Consider the following 19695-nt stretch of genomic DNA (forward strand, 5'->3'; position numbering starts at 1 on the left):
GTATTTGCGTGGAGGGGTGTCGGACCCGGCGGTTAGGGTCGGGCGGTGACTTCGGGGCGATCACTGATTCAGGCTCGTGGGCTTGTGAAACGGTTCGGTGATTTCACCGCCGTGGACGGCATCGACGTCGAGGTGCGCTCGGGTGAGGCGTTCGGCTTCCTCGGTCCCAACGGCGCCGGCAAGTCCTCCACCATGCGGATGATCGGCTGCATCTCCCCGCCGAGCGGCGGTGAGCTGCGCATCCTCGACATGGACCCGGTGGCTGACGGGCCTGCCATCCGGGCTCGGCTCGGCGTGTGCCCGCAGATGGACAACCTCGACCCGGAGCTGACCGTTCGGGAAAACCTCACCGTCTACGCGCGCTACTTCGGCATCCCGCGCCGGGTGGCAAAGGAGCGGGCCGCCGAGCTGCTCGACTTCGTCCAGCTCACCGAGCGGGCCGACAGCAAGGTCGAGCCACTCTCCGGCGGGATGAAGCGCCGGCTGACAATCGCCCGCGCGCTTGTGAACGACCCGGAGATCGTGCTGCTCGACGAGCCGACCACCGGCCTGGACCCGCAGGCCCGGCACCTGGTGTGGGAGCGGCTGTTCCGGCTCAAACAGCAGGGCGTCACGCTGGTGCTCACCACGCACTACATGGACGAGGCCGAGCAGCTCTGCGACCGGCTGGTGGTGATGGACGGCGGGCGGATCGTCGCCGAAGGCTCACCTCGGGAGCTGATCGAGCAGCACTCCACCCGCGAGGTGGTCGAGCTGCGCTTCGCCGCCGAGTCGCAGGAGCCGTTCGCCGGCAAGCTCGCCGGGCTGGGGGAGCGGGTCGAGGTGTTGCCCGACCGGGTCCTGCTCTACGTGCCCGACGGCGACGCGGCGGTCGTCGAGGTTTCCGCGTCGGGGCTCACCCCGGCAAACGTGCTGGTGCGGCGCAGTGGCCTCGAAGATGTCTTCCTGCACCTGACCGGCCGCACCCTTGTCGACTGACGGGCCGATCAAGGGAGCGAAACCCGGGCGACACGTCGAAGGCGTCGCCGTAGGGTGACCGCGGCCTGTCGTACCCCCGGGGTAGGAAAGGTCGGGACACGGGGGTGGTCATTGTGAGTGTGGCGGGGCGGGCGCGGGCTCCCTGGGTGCCGGCGTACGCAGTGTTCGAGCACTATCTGGTCGGTCTGCGACGCACCTGGCGGGCGGGGGTGTTCTCCTCGTTCCTGCTGCCGGTGTTGACGGTGCTCGGCTTCGGGCTCGGCGTCGGCGCGTACATCGACCAGGGCGTCGGCGGTGTGCGGTACCTCGACTGGCTGGTCCCTGGGCTGATCGCCTCGACCGCGCTCCAGGTGACTGTCGGTGACTCGACCTGGCCGGTGTTCAGCAACTTCCAGTGGGTCAAGACCTACTTCGCGCAGAGCGCGTCGCCGCTGCGGGTGGGCGACATACTGGCCGGGCACCTGGCCTTCGTGCTGTTCCGGGTGCTCACGACGATCGTGGCGTTCCTGCTGGTCACCGGGTTGTTCGGGGCGTTGCGGTCACCGTGGGCGGTGGCCACCCTGCCGGTGGTGGCGCTGCTCGCGCTGGGGGTGGCCGGGCCGACCTTCGCGTTCTCCGCGTCGGTGTCCACCGACAGTTGGCTGGCGATGCTGTTCCGGTTCGCTGTCATCCCGATGACGCTGTTCGCCGGGGTCTTCTTCCCCGTCGAGTCGCTGCCCGACGCGCTGCGCTGGCTGGCGTACGCGACGCCGCTGTGGCACGCCGTCGACCTGTGCCGGGCGGCCACTCTCGGTGTCGCCCCACAGTGGTCGGTCGTCGGGCACCTGCTCTACCTGGGGGCGTGGGCGGTCGCCGGTTGGCTGCTGGCGCTTCGTGCCTTCCGCCGCAAGCTCGTCGTCTAGGGGAGGAGGTTTCGTGGTCACGCTGATGCTGCCCCGGATGGTCGATGTCTCGGCCGCGTCCCGGCGGTCGGGCTCGGTGGTCGAGCGCAACGTCGCGGCGCTGAAGTCCGTCTACTGGCTGCTGCTGATCTCTGGCTTCGTGGAGCCGCTGCTCTACCTGCTGTCCATCGGGGTGGGCGTCGGATCGCTGGTCGGTGACCTGCCGCTGCCCGACGGGCGCCTCGTGTCGTACGCCGCGTTCGTCGCTCCGGCGATGCTCGCCTCGTCGGCGATGACCGGGGCGCTCGCGGAGACCACATTCAACTTCTTCGGCAAGATGAAATACATGAAGCTGTACGACGGGATGATCGCCACCCCGGTACGGCCTTTCGAGATCGCCGTCGGTGAGTTGAGCTGGGCGATGCTGCGGGGCAGCGCGTACTCGGCGGCGTTCCTCGCGGTGATGGTCGCGCTGGGCCTGACAAACGTCGCCCACGCGGTGACTGCCTTTCCGGCGGCGGTGCTTGTCGGGTTCGCGTTCGGTGGGCTCGGCATGGCGCTGTCCACGTTCATGCGTAGCTGGCAGGACTTCGACCTGATGGGCTCCGCCCAGTTCACGCTCTTCCTCTTCTCGGGCACGTTCGTGCCGGCGCAGGCGTACCCGACGCTGTTGCACTGGCTGATCGAGGTCACGCCGTTGTACCGGGCGGTGCACCTGATCCGCGGTGTCACGCTCGGCGGCGTCGGGTGGTCCTGGCTGCTCGACGTGCTCTACCTGCTGGTGATGCTGGCGGTCGGCCTGCTGGTGGCGTCGCGCCGGATGGGCAGGTTGCTCTACAGGTAGGGGTTACCGGCCGCCGCCCACGGGGCATGTCGGAGGTGACACCACCGACGATGAGGAGGGGCGATGGCCTCCGACGAGTCATCCGCCCGCAGCGGGACCGGGCGCACGGACGCCGACGGGACCGAGCGCGAGAGTGCCGGCGGGACCGGGCGCCAGAGTGCCGGCGGGACCGGGCGCCAGAGTGCCGGCGGGACCGGGCGCGAGGACGCCAGCGGAAGTGGGCGTGCGGACGCCAGCCGGCCGGTCGGTCCCGACGCCGGGCCGGACAGCCCCACCGATCTGCCCGGCAGCGACTGGAAGGCGGCGCTGCGCCGGACGGTCCGCGAGTTCCAGGACGACAGCCTGACCGACTGGGCGGCGGCGCTCACCTACTACAGCGTGCTGTCCATCTTCCCCGGGCTGCTGGTGCTGATCTCCATCCTCGGCCTGCTCGGCACGAGTGCCACCGAGGGCGTCAAGGACACCGTCAACCAGGCGGTGCCGGAGGGCAACATCCAGAAGATCATCGAGGACGCGATCACCCAGGCGCAGGGCAGCGGCGGGCTGGCCAGCATCGCGGCGATCATCGGTCTGCTTGCCGCGTTCTGGTCCGCGTCCGGTTACATCGCGGCGTTCATGCGTGCGTCGAACACGATCTACGACGTGCCGGAGGGCCGGCCGATCTGGAAGACGCTGCCGATCCGGGTCGGCGTCACTGCCGTGATCGGCGTGCTGTTGCTGACCTGCGCGGTGATCGTGGTCTTCACCGGCCGCTTCGCCGAGCTGGTCGGAAACGCTATCGGCCTCGGCTCGACGGCGGTAGCGGTGTGGAACGTCGCCAAGTGGCCGGTGCTGCTGATCCTCGTCAGCCTGATGTTCGCCATCCTCTACTGGGCCTCGCCGAACGCGCGGCACGGCGGGTTCCGCTGGGTCAGCCCGGGTGGCGTGCTGGCAGTGGTGATCTGGCTGGTGATCTCCGGTCTGTTCGCCTTCTACGTGAGCAACTTCGGCTCCTACAACAAGACGTACGGGGCACTGGCCGGCGTGATCATCTTTTTGATCTGGCTGTGGCTCAGCAACATCGCGATCCTGCTGGGTGCCGAGTTCGACGCCGAGTTGGAGCGCGGCCGGGCCATCTCGGCCGGCCACCCGGCCGACGACGAGCCGTACGTCGAGCTGCGCGACGATCGGAAGCTCCGCAAGAAGCGGAACGCCGCAGGCAGTCACTGACCTGTCCTCTGCCGCCCCGCCGCCCGCAAAACGGGTGGTGGGGCGGCTTTTTGCCCGCTGATCGGTACGCGCCGCGAGCAGGCGAGGGCACTCGGTCACCCTTTCCTTGATCGACTAGTAGCTTTTGTTCCTTAGGACAAAAGTTGAGAACAGAACGGCCGAAGCTCTGGACAGGCGGCGCGGAACGCTCCTACTGTGTCGGACACAACACCTCGACATTGCGTCGATGTGAACGAGTTCGATGAAGAGGTGAGTCCCGGTGCGGACCGTCGAGCCCCTGCATGTCCGACTGTTGCGGTTGCTCCGCGACGAGGGGGCCGTGTCCCGTGCCGAGTTGGGTGACCGGCTCCAGATGCCCCGCCCCCGGCTGCTTGCCGAGCTGGAGCGCCTGGTGTCCCTGGGTTACGTCGCCGAGGCGGGCCTCGCCGCGTCCCGGGGTGGACGTCGCTCCACACTCGTCGAGCTGAACCCGAAGCTGCGCTTCGCGGCCGTCGACCTGGGCGCCAGTTCGATGGACATCGAGGTGGTGAACGGCCGGCTCGAACCGGTCGCCCACTACGCCGAGCCTGCCGACATCCGCAACGGGCCCAAGGTGACCCTGCAACGGGTGAACGAGTTGCTGCACAAGGCCCGGGTCGACGGCGCGTACGAGCGGCTGGACGCGGTGGGCGTCGGCGTGCCGGGGCCGGTCAGCTTCCGTGACGGCGTCCCCGTCTCACCGCCGATCATGCCCGGCTGGGACCGCTTCCCGGTGCGCGAGCTGCTCAGCCGGGAGCACGGCTGCCCGGCGGTGGTCGACAACGACGTCAACATCATGGCGATCGGCGAGCGTCACGGCGGCGTGGCCCACTCGGTCGACGACTTCCTCTTCATCAAGATCGGCACCGGCATCGGCTGCGGCATCTACCTCACCGGCGATGTCTACCGGGGCACCGACGGCTGCGCCGGCGACATCGGCCACATCCAGGTCGACTCGCACGGACCGATGTGCTCCTGCGGCAATGTCGGCTGCCTGGAGGCGCTGTTCAGCGGCGCCGCGCTGGCAAAGGACGCCACCGCCGCCGCCCGTAGCGGGGTGTCGCCGGCACTTGCCGAGCGGTTGAGCCTGCGCGGCGCGGTGACCGCCCTGGACGTCGCCGAGGGCGCCATCGAGGGTGACATGACCTGTATCCAGCTGATCCGCGACGGCGGCCGGCGGGTCGGTGGGGTGCTCGCCGGCCTGGTCAGCTTCACGAACCCGTCGATGATCGTCATCGGCGGCGGGCTGGCCCAGCTCGGGCACATCCTGCTCGCCGAGATCCGCAGCGTGGTCTACCGCCGGTCGCTGCCACTGGCCACCGGCAACCTGCCAGTCGTGCTGTCCGAGCTGGGCAACCGGGCCGGCGTCGCCGGCGCGGCGGTGCTCGCCAGCGATGTCGCATTCGGGGAAGCGTCATGAGCCCGCGGCCCGAGATGCCGCCCGTCATCCCGCCGCCCGCGACGCCGCGGTCGTCAACCGAGCAACAGTCGTGAGCGAGGAGGAGACTGTGGCCCAGCCCGAGGAGAACGCCCCCACCGGGTCCGCGGACGCCGACGCCGGGGCGCCGCTGGTCGAGGCCCCCGCTGACACCGTCGCGGGCGAGGTGGTCCTGCGCCTCACCGACGTCGTCAAGACCTTCCCTGGTGTACGCGCCCTCGACGGCGTGCAGTTGGAAGTGCGGGCCGGCGAGGTGCACTGCCTGCTCGGTCAGAACGGTGCCGGCAAGTCCACGCTCATCAAGGTGCTCTCCGGCGTGCACCGACCGGATTCGGGTCTTGTCGAGTGGCGCGGTGAGCCGGTGACGTTCGCCAACCCGCAGGCAGCGATGCGCGCCGGTATCGCCACCATCTACCAGGAGCTCGACCTCGTCGAGGATCTGTCGGTGGCGGAGAACGCCTTCCTCGGTCACGAGCACCGCCGCTTCGGGTTCGTGCGGCGTGGCCGGATGGCCCGGCACACCCGGCAGATCCTCGGTCGGCTCGGCCACGGCGAGATCCCGCCGGGACGGATGGTCCGGTCGTTGCCGGCCGCCGGTAAGCAGATCGTCAGCATGGCGCGGGCGCTCTCGCACGAGGCCCGACTGATCATCATGGACGAGCCGAGCGCCGTGCTGGCCCACGACGAGGTCGGCAACCTGTTCCGGATCATTCGCGAGCTGACGGCACAGGGCATCGCCGTCATCTACATCTCCCACCGCCTGGAGGAGATCCGCGAGATCGGCGACCGGGTCACCGTACTCAAGGACGGCCGGACCACCGCGGCGAACCTGCCGGCGCGCGACACCCCGACCCGCGACCTGGTGAGCCGGATGACCGGCCGCACCATCGAGTACGTCTTCCCCGACCGGCCCGCCGACGACACCACAGGCGCCGACCTGCTCCAGGTGGAGGGGCTGACCCGTCCGGGCGAGTTCGCCGACGTCTCGCTCACCGTGCGCGCCGGGGAGATCGTCGGCATCGCCGGCCTCGTGGGTTCCGGCCGCTCGGAGCTGCTGGAGACCATCTACGGCGCCCGCCTTCCCGAGGCCGGCACGGTGCGGATGGAAGGGCGTGCGCTGCGTCCCGGTGTCGGCGCGGCGGTCCGTGCCGGCATGGGGATGGCTCCCGAGGAGCGCAAGAGTCAGGCGCTGCTGCTGGGTGAGCCGATCTTCCGCAACGTCACGCTTGCCACGTTCGGCAGGTACGCGCGGCTCGGCTTCACCGACGCCGGCAGGGAACGCGCCGAGGCGAACCGGATCGCCGAGAGCCTGGAGTTGCGGCCCCTGGATGTCAACCGGCCGGTGCGCACCCTGTCCGGCGGTAACCAGCAGAAGGTGGTGGTCGGGCGCTGGCTGCTCGGCGGCACCAAGCTGCTGCTGCTCGACGAGCCCACCCGGGGCGTGGACGTGGGTGCCCGGGCGGAGCTCTACCAGGTCATCCGGGGGTTGGCGGCGCAGGGCGTCGGTGTCCTGCTGGTCTCCAGCGAGGTGCCCGAGGTGCTCGGCCTGGCCGACCGGGTGCTGGTGATGCGGGAGGGGCGGGTCGTCCGCGAGGCCCCGGCCGGCGAACTCGACGAGAACACTGTGCTCGACCTCGTGATGGCGGGGTCCCTGATGGAAGGCGCACCGGCATGAGCGACGCGACTCCCAGCCCCACAGCGACACCGGAGCGCCCGCAGCTTCCGGCCCAGTCGCCGCCGGTGGATCCGGCGGAGACGGCGGTGGCCGGCGACAAGGCGGCATCGACGGGCCGGCTCTCCTGGTGGCAGGGCGACGGCGGCGACGGTGCCAAGCGCAACCTGGGTCTGATCGGTGTGCTCGCCGCGCTCATCGTGGTCGGCATGGTCACCAAACCGGACCTGTACGGCGATCCGAACTGGGTCTGGAACAACGTGCTTGCCATCCTCCAGCTCGCCTCGGTGGTGGGTGTGGTGACGGTCGGCATGACCTTCGTGATCATCGGTGGTGGGATCGACCTGTCGGTGGGCGCGATCGTGGCGCTGGCCGGGGTCTGGTGCACCACCGTGGCGACCCAGAGCTACGGCGCGGGCGGCATGATCTTCACGGCCATCGTGGTGGGCATCTGCGTCGGCCTTGTCAACGGCGTGCTCATCTCGTACGGGCGGCTGGTGCCGTTCATCGCGACGCTCGCAATGCTCGTGGCCGCCCGCGGCCTCGCGGCATCGATCTCCAACAAGCAGACCCAGGTGTCGAGCAGCACCTTCATCAACGACATCGCCGCCCGCAAGGTCCTCGGCATTCCGATCCTCGTCTACATCCTCGGCGCTGTGGTGCTGGCCGGCTGGATCCTGCTCAACCGGACGACCTTCGGCCGGCGGACCATCGCGGTCGGCGGCAACCCGGAGGCGGCGCGGCTGGCCGGCATCAACGTCCGCCGGCACACGATGCTGCTGTACGCGCTGTCCGGCCTCTGCTGCGGTATCGCCGCCATCATGCTCACCTCCCAGGCGACCTCGGCCCAGGCGGCGATGGCGAACCTCTACGAGCTGGACGCGATCGCCGCCGCGATCATCGGCGGCACGCTGCTCAGCGGCGGCCGGGGCACGATCGTCGGCTCGCTGCTCGGCGTCATCATCTTCGCCACGATCACGAATCTCTTCGCCATCAACGGCCTCTCCATCGAGGCGCAGAACATGGTCAAGGGCGGCATCATCGTCGCAGCCGTCCTGGTCCAGCAGTTCCAGTTCAAGTCCTTCACACGGTTCCTCGCGCGGAACAGGGTCACCACCGCAACCTGACGCACCGCACCGTTTGCACCTGGCGACGTCGACCTTTTCGACGGTGGCCGGGCCTCGCACACCCTTCACCACTCCATCCGCTCCCAGGAGGTCGTCATGACCCAGCACAGCCGCGACCTGTCGCGCCGCCGGCTGCTCTTCGGCGGGGCCGCTGTCGGCGCCGCCACCCTGCTCACCGCCTGCACCAGCAACGAGACCCCGGCGGCCAGCACCCAGACCAAGGCCGCCGGTGATGGTGCCGGCAACAACGCACCGGGCAAGAAGGTCGTCATCGGCTTCTCGGCGCCGGCCGCCGACCACGGCTGGATGGGCGCGATCCACGCCAACGCCAAGGCGCAGGCCGCCGCGTACTCCGATGTGGAGTTCAAGGAGGTCGACGGCGGTACGACGTCCGAGGCCCAGCGGTCCACGCTCGGCACGCTCATCGCCCAGAAGCCGGACATCATCGTCGTGCTGCCGCACGACGGCAAGGAGGTCAACGCTGTTGCCCTCCAGGCGATGCAGGCAGGCATCCCGATCGTCAACCTCGACCGGATCTTCCCCGACGCGCTGGCCTCCCGGTTGGTCATCAAGGGTGACAACTACGGCATGGGCGTCTCGGCCGGGCACTTCATCGGCAAGCAGCTCAAGGACAAGGGCGTCGCCAACCCGATCATCGGTGAGATCGCCGGTCTGGAGATCCCGCTGACCGTCGAGCGCAGCGAGGGCTTCAAGGCCGCCCTGGCCACGTACGGGTTCAAGGTCGCCAACCGCCGTTCGGCCGAGTTCACCTCGGACAGCGGTCAGCGTGAGGCCGCCCAGCTGCTCCAGGCCCTGCCGAAGATCGACGCGATCTGGAACCACGACGACGACCAGGGCATCGGTGTGTTGGCCGCCATCAAGCAGGCCAACCGGTCGGAGTTCTTCATGGTCGGCGGCGCGGGGTCGAAGCTCGCCATCGACGCCATCAAGGCCGACAACACAGTCCTCAAGGCGACGGTCACCTACAACCCGTCGATGGCCTCGTCGGCGATCTCCCTGGCGCGGCTCATCGCGCAGGGTCGCGGCCTGGGCGACCTGACGGAGTTGCAGGTGCCGAAGGAAGTGACGCTCGCCTCCGAGACGATCACCAAGGAGAACGCGAGCAGCTACGAGAAGCTCGGGTTCTGACATCTGGGGGGAGACCCACCTTGTCCACGACAGACAGAGAACTGCGGATCGGCATGGTCGGTTACGCGTTCATGGGCGCCGCGCACTCGCAGGCGTGGCGCACAGTGAACCGCGTGTACGACCTGCCGGCGCGGGCCAGCATGGCGCTGATCTGCGGCCGGGACTCCGGGCAGGTGGCGCAGGCCGCCGACCGGCTCGGCTGGGACGCGTACACGACAGACTGGCGTGACCTGATCAACCGGGACGACATCGACGTGGTCGATATCTGCACCCCGGGTGACAGTCACGCCGAGATCGCCCTCGCCGCGTTGGCAGCCGGCAAGCACGTCCTGTGCGAAAAGCCGTTGGCCAACACGGTTGCCGAGGCACGGGCGATGACCGCTGCGGCGGACACCGCACGGGCCGCCGGGGCGCGGTCGATGTGCGGGTTCAACTACCGTCGGGTGCCGGCGGTCACGATGATGCGCCAGATGGTCGCCGACGGACGACTCGGGGTGATTCGGCACGTCCGAGCGACGTACCTGCAGGACTGGATCGTGGACCCGCAGTTCCCGCTGGTCTGGCGGTTGCAGAAGGAACGGGCGGGCTCCGGCGCGCTCGGTGACATCGGTGCGCACATCATCGACCTGACGCAGTTCGTCGTCGGTCAGCGGATCACCGGCGTCAGCGCGGTCACCGAGACGTTCGTCAAGGAGCGGCCGTTGCCGGCCGGGTCGAGCGGGTTGGCGGCCACCATGGACGGCTCGGCCGACGGCAGCGGCCCGGCCACCGGGCCGGTCACCGTCGACGACGCCGCGATCTTCGTGGCCCGGCTCGACGGTGGCGCCCTTGCCACGTACGAGGCGAGCAGGTTCGCCACGGGTCGGAAGAACGCTCTGCGTGTCGAGATCAACGGCTCGCTGGGCAGCGTGGTCTTCGACCTGGAGCGCCTCAACGAGCTGGAGTTCTACGACGCCACCCGGCCGACCCTGGAGCAGGGATTCAGCCGGATTCTGGTGACCGAGGGCGAGCACCCGTACATGTCGGCGTGGTGGCCGCCCGGCCACATCATCGGCTACGAGCACTCCTTCACCCACCAGATGCGCGATTTCATCGAGGCGATCGCCACGGGCACCGACCCGGCGCCGTCCTTCGCCGACGCGTTGCAGGTCCAGCTTGTGCTGGACGCGGTGACCCGTTCGGCGGAGGTCGGATCCACCTGGACCGAGGTGGAGCCGGCGCTGACCGCGGTGGCCGTCTGACCCTGACCACTCCGCGACGGCGGTGCTCGCGCCGCCGTCGCCCGACCAGCTTTCCGGAGCCGACCGGCGAGGGACCGACAGCGGTTTGCGCCCCGCGGTCGGGACGAGGTCGGCACCGGAAGGTGTGCGGCCGGGCCTGACGGCCCGGTGGCGCACAAGCAGGACGGTTGTCCGGTGTGGCCGGACCGGGATTCCCCGGCCACACCGGAGGACCGCCACCACCCCGGAGATCGGGAGGACCCGATGGCACCGTTCGCCGCTGCCCCCACCCGTACCGTTGTCGTCCGCCGATGTCCGGCGGGCCGTGTCCCGGTTGAGGATCCGGTGGGCGCGGCGACCTGAGACGTCCGGTCGGGGCACGCCAACGCCCTGACCGGCCGGATGCGGGGGAGGCAGGGTCGAGACGCCGACCGACCCTGCCTGCCAGCCCCGTCTGCCCGTACCCGAATCGGGAGCCGGTCCGTCGTCGTCGCCGCCGACGCCGATGCCGGAATCCGGCGTCTTTTCCGGTGCGGGTCGGGTGGGCGGGGCCCATCCACCACTGCCGTATCTTTACGAAGAATATTCTGATATTCCTATATTTGATTGAAGTGCACCGACGGTTCCTCCTGAACGGGGAAGGAGCACCATGCGAACAGGTGTCTGGTTGGTGGGAGCGCGCGGTTCGGTCGCGACCACCAGCATCGTCGGAGGACTCGCGCTGCGAGCCGGCCTGGCCGGGCCCACCGGCTGCGTCACCGAACTGCCGGAGCTGCGCGGTCCCGCGCTGCCGTCCTTCGCCGACCTGGTCTTCGGCGGGCACGACCTGGCCACCACGCCGCTGTGCAAGCGCGCCGAGGCGCTGGCTGCCAGCGGCGTCATACCCGGCCGGCTGGTCGCCGCGCTCCGCGACGAGATGGCAGCCGTCGAGCAGGAGCTGCGCCCCGCACCGACCGGCGACACCCAGGCCGACCGGGTCGCCGCCGTGGTCCGTGACCTCACCGATTTCCGTACGCGGCACGAGCTGGACCGGGTGGTGATGGTGAACGTCTCCGCCACCGAGGCGGCCCCCCGACCGCACCCCGGGCACGCCGACCCGGCCGCGCTGCGCGACGCCGTCGCCGGCCCCGACGAGGTGCTGCCACCCAGCTCCCTGTACGGCTACGCGGCGCTGCTGGCCGGCTGCCCGTACGTCGACTTCACCCCGTCCACCGGGCTGCGGCTTCCGGCGCTGACGGCGCTGGCCGAAGAGGCCCGGCTGCCGTACGCCGGACATGACGGCAAGACCGGCGAGACGCTAGTGAAATCGGTCCTCGCGCCGATGTTCGCGATGCGCAACCTGGCGGTGCGCTCCTGGTCGGGCACCAATCTGCTGGGCGGTGGCGACGGCGCCACCCTCGCCGACCCGGCCGCCAACGCGGCAAAGGTGCAGAGCAAGCAGCGGGTGCTCGGCGAGACGCTGGGCTATGTGCCGCAGGGCGGCACCCGCATCGAGTACGTCGAGGAGCTGGGCGACTTCAAGACCGCCTGGGATCTGATCACGTTCGCCGGGTTCCTCGGCACCGGAATGCGGATGGAGTTCACCTGGCACGGCTGCGACTCCGCGCTTGCCGCGCCGCTGGTGCTCGACCTGGCCCGGCTCACCGCCGCCGCGCACGCCGCCGGGCGCGTCGGGCCACTTGTCGAGCTGGGTTTCTTCTTCAAGGACCCGCTCGGCGCGTCGACCCACTCGCTGGCCGAGCAGTGGGCCCGGCTCACCGACTTCGCCAAGCGGCTGCACGCCGGCCCGGATGGTTCCGATGACCACGCTGGCTGACCTCGCCGAGCTGGTCCGGGCGCCGGCCGCGCTCTCGGTTCCGGGTGACGTCGTCGCCGGCGCTGCGGCGGCCGGCACGCTGAGCCCGCGTACCCCCGCCCTGGCGGGAGCCTCGGTGCTTCTCTACTGGGCCGGCATGGCCGCCAACGACTGGGCTGACCGGCGGTTGGACGCCGTCGAACGGCCCGAGCGGCCGATCCCCAGCGGCCGTGTCACACCGGCCGCCGCGGTCGGTCTCGCCGCAGGCCTCACCGCCGCCGGTGTGGGCCTGGCCGCCGCCGTGGGCGGTCGCCGCGCGGCCGCGCTCGCGGTGCCGCTGGCCGCCACCATCTGGGGGTACGACCTGCTGGCCAAGAACACAGCGGCCGGTCCCGCAGTGATGGCCGCCTGCCGGGGGCTTGACGTGCTGCTCGGCGCGTCCGGTGGCCGGCTGGCGCGGGCACTGCCCTCGGCGATCACCGTCGCCGCGCACACCTGGACGGTCACCGAGTTGTCCCGCCGGGAGGTAAGCGGCGCCGACACCGCACTGCCGCTGCGTACGCTGGCCGGCACCGCAGTGGTCGCCGCCAGCGCAGTGGTCGCCGGTCCGGGCGTCCGACGTGCGGCGACCCGAACCGCCGACCCTGCCGGTGTGCGCGCGAGCCGGACCCGGTGGGCCGGGATCGCGCCTGCGCTGCCCGCCGTGCTGGCCGGGTGGTACGCCGCCCGGTACGGCGCGGCGCAGGTCCGGGTGGTCCAGGACCCCTCGGCCGGAAAGGTCCGCGCCGCCGTCGGCGCCGGGATCACCGGGCTGCCCGCCCTACAGGGAGCACTCACCGCGCGCGGTGGAGCCAGCCTGCTCGGGCTGGCCGTCGCGGCGGCCGCGCCACTGGGTCGCCGGCTGGCCCGGAAGGTCTCACCGACATGACGGTTCCTCATCCCCGACAGTCGCCAGGCGGTGCGCCCGATGCGAGCCCGCCGGGCGCCGACGCCACGACCCTGCGCCTCGGGTACGGCACGAACGGTTTCGCCAACCACCGACTCGACGACGCGCTCGCCGTCATCGCCGACCTCGGCTACGACGGCGTGGCTCTCACCCTGGACCACGACCACCTCGACCCGTTCGCGCCGGGGCTCACCCGCCGGATCGCCGTGCTCGGTCGGAGGCTGAGCGCGCTGGGCCTCGGGCTGGTGATCGAGACCGGCGCCCGCTACCTGCTCGACCCGTGGCACAAGCACGCTCCGACGTTGCTGCACGACGACCCGACCCGGCGGATCGAGTTCCTGCGCCGGGCCGTGCGGATCGGTGCCGATCTCGGCGCGGAGGCGGTCTCCTTCTGGGCCGGCGTACGCCCCGACGAGGTCGCACCGCAGGTCGCCTGGGACCGGCTCGTAGCCGGCTGCGCCACAGTCGTCGACGCCGCGGACGCCGCCGGCGTCACCCTCGGCTTCGAACCGGAACCGGGGATGCTCGTCGAGGACATCGCCGGCTGGCGCCGGCTGCGCGCTGCACTCGGCGACCCGGCCCCCTTCGGCATCACCCTCGACATCGGACACTGCCGCTGCCTGGAGCCGTGGCCGGTGCCGCAGTGCGTCGCCGAGATTGCCGAGCACCTGGTCAACGTTCAGATCGACGACATGCGCCGAGGTGTGCACGAGCACCTGGAGTTCGGTACCGGCGAGATCGACTTCCCGCCGGTGCTGGCCGCGCTGGCCGAGGCCGGCTACGGCGGGCTGGTAGCCGTCGAGCTGCCCCGGGACTCGCACGCCGCGCCCGCCGTGGCCGCCCGGTCCATCGAGTTCCTGCGCGCTGCTGCCGCTGCCGCTGCCTCGCCGGTCGAGCCGGCCGTGAGCGGCGGCGCCCGCGCGGCGGTCGGCGGCGGCGCCCGCGCGGCGGTCGGGGGCGACACCGAGGCCGAGGTACCCGCAGGCCTCCTTTGCTCTGCTTCAACGGACGCACCAGCGACCGTCCGCTCTCCGGACACTGGCCGTCGCGTGGGTTGAAGCAGAGCAAAGGGCGTGCCTGGGGTGCCCTGCGGAGCAGCACAAGGGGAGGAGACGGGATGACACCGGATTCATTGCGGGCCGCGCTTCGAGGCGTACCCGATCCCGAATGGCTGGACGCGGCGCTGCACCGGGTCGCGGCCGAGCCCACCGCGATCAACCGGCTCTTTCCGGTGGTCGGCAGGCGCTGCGGCCGGGGCGCCCTGCCCGACGCGCCCGGCTGGACCGCCGACGACGCGGCCCGGGTGCTGCTGCTCACCGCACTGCCCGGCGAGCACGCCGCCTACGCCGACACCCTCTACCAGCATGGCGACGCTGCCGAACGGCGTGCCGTGCTGCGGGCCCTGCCGCTGCTGCCGATCGGCGCCGAGGCGGTGCCGCTGCTGCACGACGCGATCCGCACCAACGACACCCGGCTTGTCGCCGCGGCCCTCGGCCCGTACGCCCGCCACCTCGACCCGGCCGCCTGGCGGCAGGCGGTGCTCAAGTGCGTGTTCAGCGGCGTGCCGCTTGCCGCCGTCGCCGACCTGGAGAGCCGCGCTGACGGGGAGTTGGCCGCGATGCTGGCCGCGCTCGCCGCCGAACGGCACGCCGCCGGCCGGGAGTTGCCCGCCGACGCCACCGACCTGCTCGACCGGCTCACCGCCGCACTGCCCCGGGAGGCGTGAATGCGCATCTTCGACCCCCACATCCACATGACCTCACGCACCACCGACGACTACGAACGGATGGCCGCCGCCGGTGTCCGCGCCGTCGTGGAGCCGGCGTTCTGGCTGGGCCAACCGCGCACCAGCGCGGCGTCGTTCGTCGACTACTTCGACTCGCTGATCGGGTGGGAGCCGTTCCGGGCCGGGCAGTTCGGGGTGCGCCACCACGCCACGATCGCGCTCAACCCCAAGGAGGCGAACGACCCGCGCTGCCGCCCGGTGCTCGACCTGCTGCCCCGCTACCTGGACAAGGACGCGGTGGTGGCGGTCGGCGAGATCGGGTACGACTCGATGACGCCCGAGGAGGACGAGGCGTTCGCCGCGCAGTTGGCCCTCGCCGTGGCGCACGACCTTCCGGCACTGGTGCACACCCCGCACCGGGACAAGGCGCGGGGTGTCGAGCGCACCCTCGCAGTGGTCGCCGAATCCGGCATCGACCCGGGCCGTGTCGTCGTCGACCACCTCAACGAGGTGACGGTCAAACTCGTCAGGGATACCGGCTGCTGGCTCGGCTTCTCGATCTACCCGGACACCAAGATGACAGCGCTGCGGATGGTCGAGCTGCTGCGCGAGTACGGCACCGACCGGATGCTCGTCAACTCCGCCGCCGACTGGGGGCGCTCGGATCCGCTGCTGACCCGGGCCACCGGCGAGGCGATGCTGAAGGCCGGGTTCGGCGACGACGACGTCGACCGCGTGCTGTGGCGCAACCCTGTGGAGTTCTACGGGCAGTCCGGTCGGCTCGACCTGACCGACCTGGAGGACCCCGCCGCAGTGGACCCGCAGACCGGCAACTCGATCCTGCGCGGCGGCAGCTGATGCGGCTGCGACATGCCGGCGGCGACACCATCCACCTCGGCTACTGCACGAACGTGCACCCCGCCGAGGACCTCGCCGGCATCCTCGGTCAACTGGACACCTACGCCGTGCCGGTCCGCGCGGCGCTCGGCAGTGACCTGCTCGGGCTCGGCCTGTGGCTCGCCGCCCCGGTCGCCGCCGAGCTGGCCGCCGACCCGGCGCTGCGCCGCCGGCTGCGCGGCGAACTGGACGCGCGCGGGCTGGAGGTGGTCACCCTCAACGGCTTCCCGTACGCGGCCTTCCAGGCGCCCGTGGTCAAACACGATGTGTACCACCCGGACTGGACCACCGAGCAGCGACTGACGTACACCCTGAACCTGGCCCGGGTGCTCGCGGACCTGCTGCCCGACGACGCCGCCCGGGGCTCGATCTCCACATTGCCGCTGGCCTGGCGGCACCCGTGGGACGCCGAACGGGCCGACGCCGCGCGGCACCGGCTGGACCAGCTCGCCGCCGGCCTGGCCGCCGTGCAACGCGACACCGGCCGGGAGGTGCGTGTCGGTTTCGAGCCGGAACCCGGCTGCGTGGTGGAGAGCACCGGCCAGGCAGCCGCGCTACTGTCCAGTATGGACACGGACCGGCTGGGCATCTGCCTGGACCTCGCCCACCTGGCCTGTGCGTGGGAGGAGCCGACGGCTGCGCTTGCCCGGCTGCGCTCGGCCGACCTGCCAGTGGTCAAGGTGCAGGTCTCCGCCGCCGTCGAGGCGGCCGACCCGGCTGGCGGCGCCGACGCGCTGCGCCGCTGGGTGGAGCCGCGCTTCCTGCACCAGACCCGAGGTGCCGGCTGTGCGGGCGTGGCAGACCCGGCCGACCCGGCGTACGCGGCCGACGACCTGGACGCGGCGCTGGACGCGGAGCTGCCCGGTCCGTGGCGGGTGCACTACCACGTGCCCCTGCACGCCCCGCCCGAGGAGCCGCTCGGCTCCACGCTGCCGGTGCTGCGCGCCGCCCTCGCCGCGCTGTTCGAGGGTCCGATCGCCGGCTGTGACCACCTGGACGTCGAGACGTACACCTGGGGGGTGCTGCCGGCCGCACGACGGCCCGGCACCGATGCGGAGCTGGCCGCGGGTATCGCCGCCGAGCTGGCATTCGCCCGGGACGAGCTGATTGGCCTTGGCCTGCACACCGAGCGGGCCGTGACCACGGGAGAGACGCGATGAGCCGACGACTGGTGGTGCTCGACGTGGTGGGGCTGACCCCACGACTGCTGGCCCACATGCCACGACTGCGCGGGGTCGCCGACGGCGGCTTCCGGGCCGAGCTGGGTACGGTGCTGCCCGCGGTGACCTGCTCGGTGCAGTCCACATTCCTCACCGGCGAGCAGCCCAGCGGGCACGGCATCGTCGGCAACGGGTGGTATTTCCGGGAGCTGGGCGAGGTGTTCCTGTGGCGCCAGCACAACGCTCTTGTCGGCGGGGACAAGCTCTGGCAGGCCGCCCGTCGCGCCGAGCCGGGCTACACGGTGGCAAACGTCTGCTGGTGGTACGCGATGGGCGCGGACGTCAACTGGACTGTCACCCCGCGCCCGGTCTACTACGCCGACGGGCGCAAGGAACCGGACTGCTACACCGACCCGCCGGAGCTGCACGACGCGCTGACCGGGCGGCTGGGCACCTTCCCGCTGTTCACCTACTGGGGGCCGACGGCCGGGCTGCCGTCGTCGCGGTGGATCTGCCAGGCGGCCGAGCAGATCCTCGCCGACGTGTCACCTGACCTCACGCTTGTCTACGTCCCGCACCTGGATTACGACCTGCAACGGTACGGCCCGTCGTCCGCCCAGGCCGCCGCGGCGGCTGCCGAGCTGGACGCGGTGCTCGGCCCGCTGCTGGACGCCGCCCGTGCCCGGGACGCGACAGTGGTGGTGCTGTCGGAGTACGGCATCACCGACGTGTCCCGGCCGGTGGACGTCAACCGGTTGCTGCGCGCCGAAGGGCTGCTGCGGGTGCACACGCAGGCCGGCATGGAGTACCTCGACCCGTGGACGTCGAAGGCGTTCGCTGTCGCCGACCACCAGGTCGCGCACGTCTACGTCAAGGACCCGGCCGACGTGCCTGCGGTGGCGAAGCTCTGCGCCGGGTTGCCCGGTGTGGCCGAAGTGCTCGACGCCGACGGCAAAGCCGCGTACGGGCTGGACCATCCGCGCGCCGGTGAGCTGGTGCTGGTGGCCGAGCCGGACTCCTGGTTCACGTACTACTACTGGCTCGACGACGCCCGCGCGCCGGACTTCGCCCGCCTCGTCGAGATCCACCGCAAGCCCGGGTACGACCCGGCGGAGCTGTTCTTCGACCCGGCCGCGCCGCTGGCGGCAAAGCGCCGCGCCGGGGTGGCGTTGGCGCGGAAGAAGATCGGTATGCGCTACCTCATGAACGCCGTCGGGCTGGACGCCGGCGCACGGGCGGTACGCGGCTCGCACGGGCGGCTGCCCACCGATCCGGCGGACGCCCCTGTGCTGCTCTGCTCGGATCCGACCGCTGCCCGGGAGCGGATCGAGGCCACCGAGGTCAAGGCGCTGCTGCTGGAACTCGCCGGGCTGAGCGCCGGTGACGGGTCAGTGGAGCGGCCGGGGGAGGGGTCGTGACGGTCACGGTCACACCGACCGACACGAGTGGACTGCGGGCGCGCTTCGACGCGGAGCTGGCCGCTTTCCTCGACCGGCAGGGCCCGGACTGGCCGGACGGGGCGCCGCGCGGGGTGTTCACCGCGCTGCAACGGTTCGTGCTGGCCGGCGGCAAACGGTTGCGCCCGCTCTTCTGCTACTGGGGTTGGCGTGGGGCCGGGGCTGCCGACGGCACACCGATCGTGGTGGCGGCAGCCGCGTTGGAGCTGTTCCACGCGTTCGCGCTGATCCACGACGACATCCTGGACGGCAGTGACCGTCGCCGGGGCGAGCCGTCGGTGCACCGTCTATTCGCGGACCTGCACGCCCGCTCGTCCTGGCGCGGCGACCCCGAGGCGTACGGGCGCAACACGGCGCTGCTCTGCGGGGACCTGTGCGCGGCGTGGTCGGATCAGATGTTCCACGAGTGCGGCCTGAGCACGGAGCAGGTGCACAGGGGCTACGGCGTGTTCGCGTTGATGCGGACCGAGGTGATCGCTGGGGAGTACCTGGACCTGGTGTCTGGTGTGGGTGACGGCTCGGTGGCAAGCGCGCTCACCGTGATCCGGATGAAGGCCGCCCGGTACACGGTGACCCGACCGTTGCAGATCGGCGCGGCCCTGGCCGGTGCGGGGCCGGAGCTGCTCGCCGCGTTGGGCGAGTTCGGTGACCCGCTTGGTGATGCGTTCCAACTACGGGACGACGTGCTGGGTGTCTTCGGTGACCCGGCTGTCACTGGAAAGTCGGTGCTTGACGACCTGCGCGAGGGCAAGCCGACGGTGATGATGGCGCTGGTCCGCAGCGCGGCCGACCGGTCGCAGACCGCTCGGCTGCGGGAGCTGTTCGGCAATCCCTCCCTTGACGCGGACGGCGCGGCGGAGCTGCGCGAGATCATCGAGGTGACGGGTGCACGGGAGCGGATCGAGCAGATGATCCGGGTCCGGACGGACGCGGCGTTGACCGCGTTGCGTAACGCCGTGCTGACCGAGGAGTCACGGGCCGCGCTCGTGGCGCTGGCGGGACAGACGATCGATCGCCGCGCCTGACCATCAACTTTCGATCGAATAGACGAAAGTTGATGGTAAGTCATCGGAAGCTATGGACACATCGACGTCCACAACTTAGTGTCGTGCCCAACACGACAGTGTTTCGTCGATGTGAACCGGCGGCGCGGTAATCCATCGATCCATCACCACCGC

The 19695-nt window shown here is 71.0% G+C and carries 17 protein-coding genes; all 17 read left to right on the forward strand.

From position 1 onward, the window contains the following. Positions 1–45: 45 nt before the first annotated feature. The 17 genes from F4558_RS02630 to F4558_RS02710 all read left to right on the forward strand — a co-directional run bounded on the left by F4558_RS02630 (position 46) and on the right by F4558_RS02710 (position 19542). Positions 46–978, forward strand: coding sequence for an ABC transporter ATP-binding protein (locus tag F4558_RS02630; protein ID WP_053653356.1), 933 nt, complete (start codon positions 46–48; stop codon positions 976–978). A 104-nt stretch (positions 979–1082) separates the two neighbouring features. Continuing rightward, complete coding sequence (locus F4558_RS02635; protein ID WP_167943070.1) at positions 1083–1880, forward strand: ABC transporter permease; 798 nt, start codon at positions 1083–1085, stop codon at positions 1878–1880. 13 nt (positions 1881–1893) lie between these two features. Beyond that, entirely contained in the window at positions 1894–2703 is an 810-nt protein-coding gene (locus F4558_RS02640) for an ABC transporter permease (RefSeq protein ID WP_167943071.1), read from the forward strand. A gap of 63 nt (positions 2704–2766) precedes the next feature. After that, on the forward strand, positions 2767–3912 hold the full coding sequence (locus F4558_RS02645; protein ID WP_167943072.1) for a YihY/virulence factor BrkB family protein: 1146 nt from the start codon (positions 2767–2769) through the stop codon (positions 3910–3912). Positions 3913–4171: 259 nt separating this feature from the next. After that, positions 4172–5350 carry an ROK family protein gene (locus tag F4558_RS02650; RefSeq protein WP_053653354.1) on the forward strand — a complete coding sequence of 393 codons (1179 nt, stop codon included), beginning with the start codon at positions 4172–4174 and terminating at the stop codon, positions 5348–5350. A gap of 184 nt (positions 5351–5534) precedes the next feature. After that, a complete protein-coding gene (locus F4558_RS02655) occupies positions 5535–7043 on the forward strand; it encodes a sugar ABC transporter ATP-binding protein (protein WP_312877426.1) in 1509 nt (502 codons plus the stop codon). After that, the gene (locus F4558_RS02660) at positions 7040–8167 is read left to right on the forward strand and encodes an ABC transporter permease (protein ID WP_167943073.1); all 1128 of its coding nucleotides are present in this window, start codon (positions 7040–7042) and stop codon (positions 8165–8167) included. Before F4558_RS02655 ends, F4558_RS02660 begins: the two co-directional genes overlap by 4 nt. A gap of 96 nt (positions 8168–8263) precedes the next feature. After that, positions 8264–9316 carry a substrate-binding domain-containing protein gene (locus tag F4558_RS02665; protein ID WP_053653352.1) on the forward strand — a complete coding sequence of 351 codons (1053 nt, stop codon included), beginning with the start codon at positions 8264–8266 and terminating at the stop codon, positions 9314–9316. A gap of 53 nt (positions 9317–9369) precedes the next feature. After that, positions 9370–10557, forward strand: coding sequence for a Gfo/Idh/MocA family protein (locus F4558_RS02670; RefSeq protein WP_369814769.1), 1188 nt, complete (start codon positions 9370–9372; stop codon positions 10555–10557). Positions 10558–11185: 628 nt separating this feature from the next. Then, positions 11186–12352: an inositol-3-phosphate synthase gene (locus F4558_RS02675; protein WP_167943074.1), complete on the forward strand. Its 1167-nt coding sequence runs from the start codon at positions 11186–11188 to the stop codon at positions 12350–12352. Next, positions 12336–13259 (forward strand): SCO3242 family prenyltransferase, encoded by a 924-nt coding sequence (locus F4558_RS02680; protein ID WP_167943075.1) that lies wholly within the window; start codon positions 12336–12338, stop codon positions 13257–13259. Before F4558_RS02675 ends, F4558_RS02680 begins: the two co-directional genes overlap by 17 nt. Further along, the gene (locus F4558_RS02685) at positions 13256–14335 is read left to right on the forward strand and encodes a sugar phosphate isomerase/epimerase family protein (RefSeq protein ID WP_167943076.1); all 1080 of its coding nucleotides are present in this window, start codon (positions 13256–13258) and stop codon (positions 14333–14335) included. Before F4558_RS02680 ends, F4558_RS02685 begins: the two co-directional genes overlap by 4 nt. A gap of 59 nt (positions 14336–14394) precedes the next feature. Continuing rightward, positions 14395–15003, forward strand: coding sequence for an EboA domain-containing protein (locus F4558_RS02690; protein ID WP_053653349.1), 609 nt, complete (start codon positions 14395–14397; stop codon positions 15001–15003). Next, positions 15004–15861 (forward strand): TatD family hydrolase, encoded by an 858-nt coding sequence (locus tag F4558_RS02695; RefSeq protein WP_053653348.1) that lies wholly within the window; start codon positions 15004–15006, stop codon positions 15859–15861. Next, a complete protein-coding gene (gene eboE / locus F4558_RS02700; RefSeq protein WP_053653347.1) occupies positions 15861–17060 on the forward strand; it encodes a metabolite traffic protein EboE in 1200 nt (399 codons plus the stop codon). Before F4558_RS02695 ends, eboE begins: the two co-directional genes overlap by 1 nt. Continuing rightward, positions 17057–18478 carry an alkaline phosphatase family protein gene (locus F4558_RS02705; protein WP_167943077.1) on the forward strand — a complete coding sequence of 474 codons (1422 nt, stop codon included), beginning with the start codon at positions 17057–17059 and terminating at the stop codon, positions 18476–18478. Before eboE ends, F4558_RS02705 begins: the two co-directional genes overlap by 4 nt. Continuing rightward, positions 18475–19542 (forward strand): polyprenyl synthetase family protein, encoded by a 1068-nt coding sequence (locus F4558_RS02710; RefSeq protein WP_053653345.1) that lies wholly within the window; start codon positions 18475–18477, stop codon positions 19540–19542. The genes F4558_RS02705 and F4558_RS02710 overlap by 4 nt, the downstream gene beginning before the upstream one ends. The last annotated feature ends 153 nt before the right edge of the window (positions 19543–19695 follow it).

Origin of the sequence: Micromonospora profundi (genome assembly GCF_011927785.1) — a bacterium.
Classification (GTDB): Bacteria; Actinomycetota; Actinomycetes; order Mycobacteriales; family Micromonosporaceae; genus Micromonospora; species Micromonospora profundi.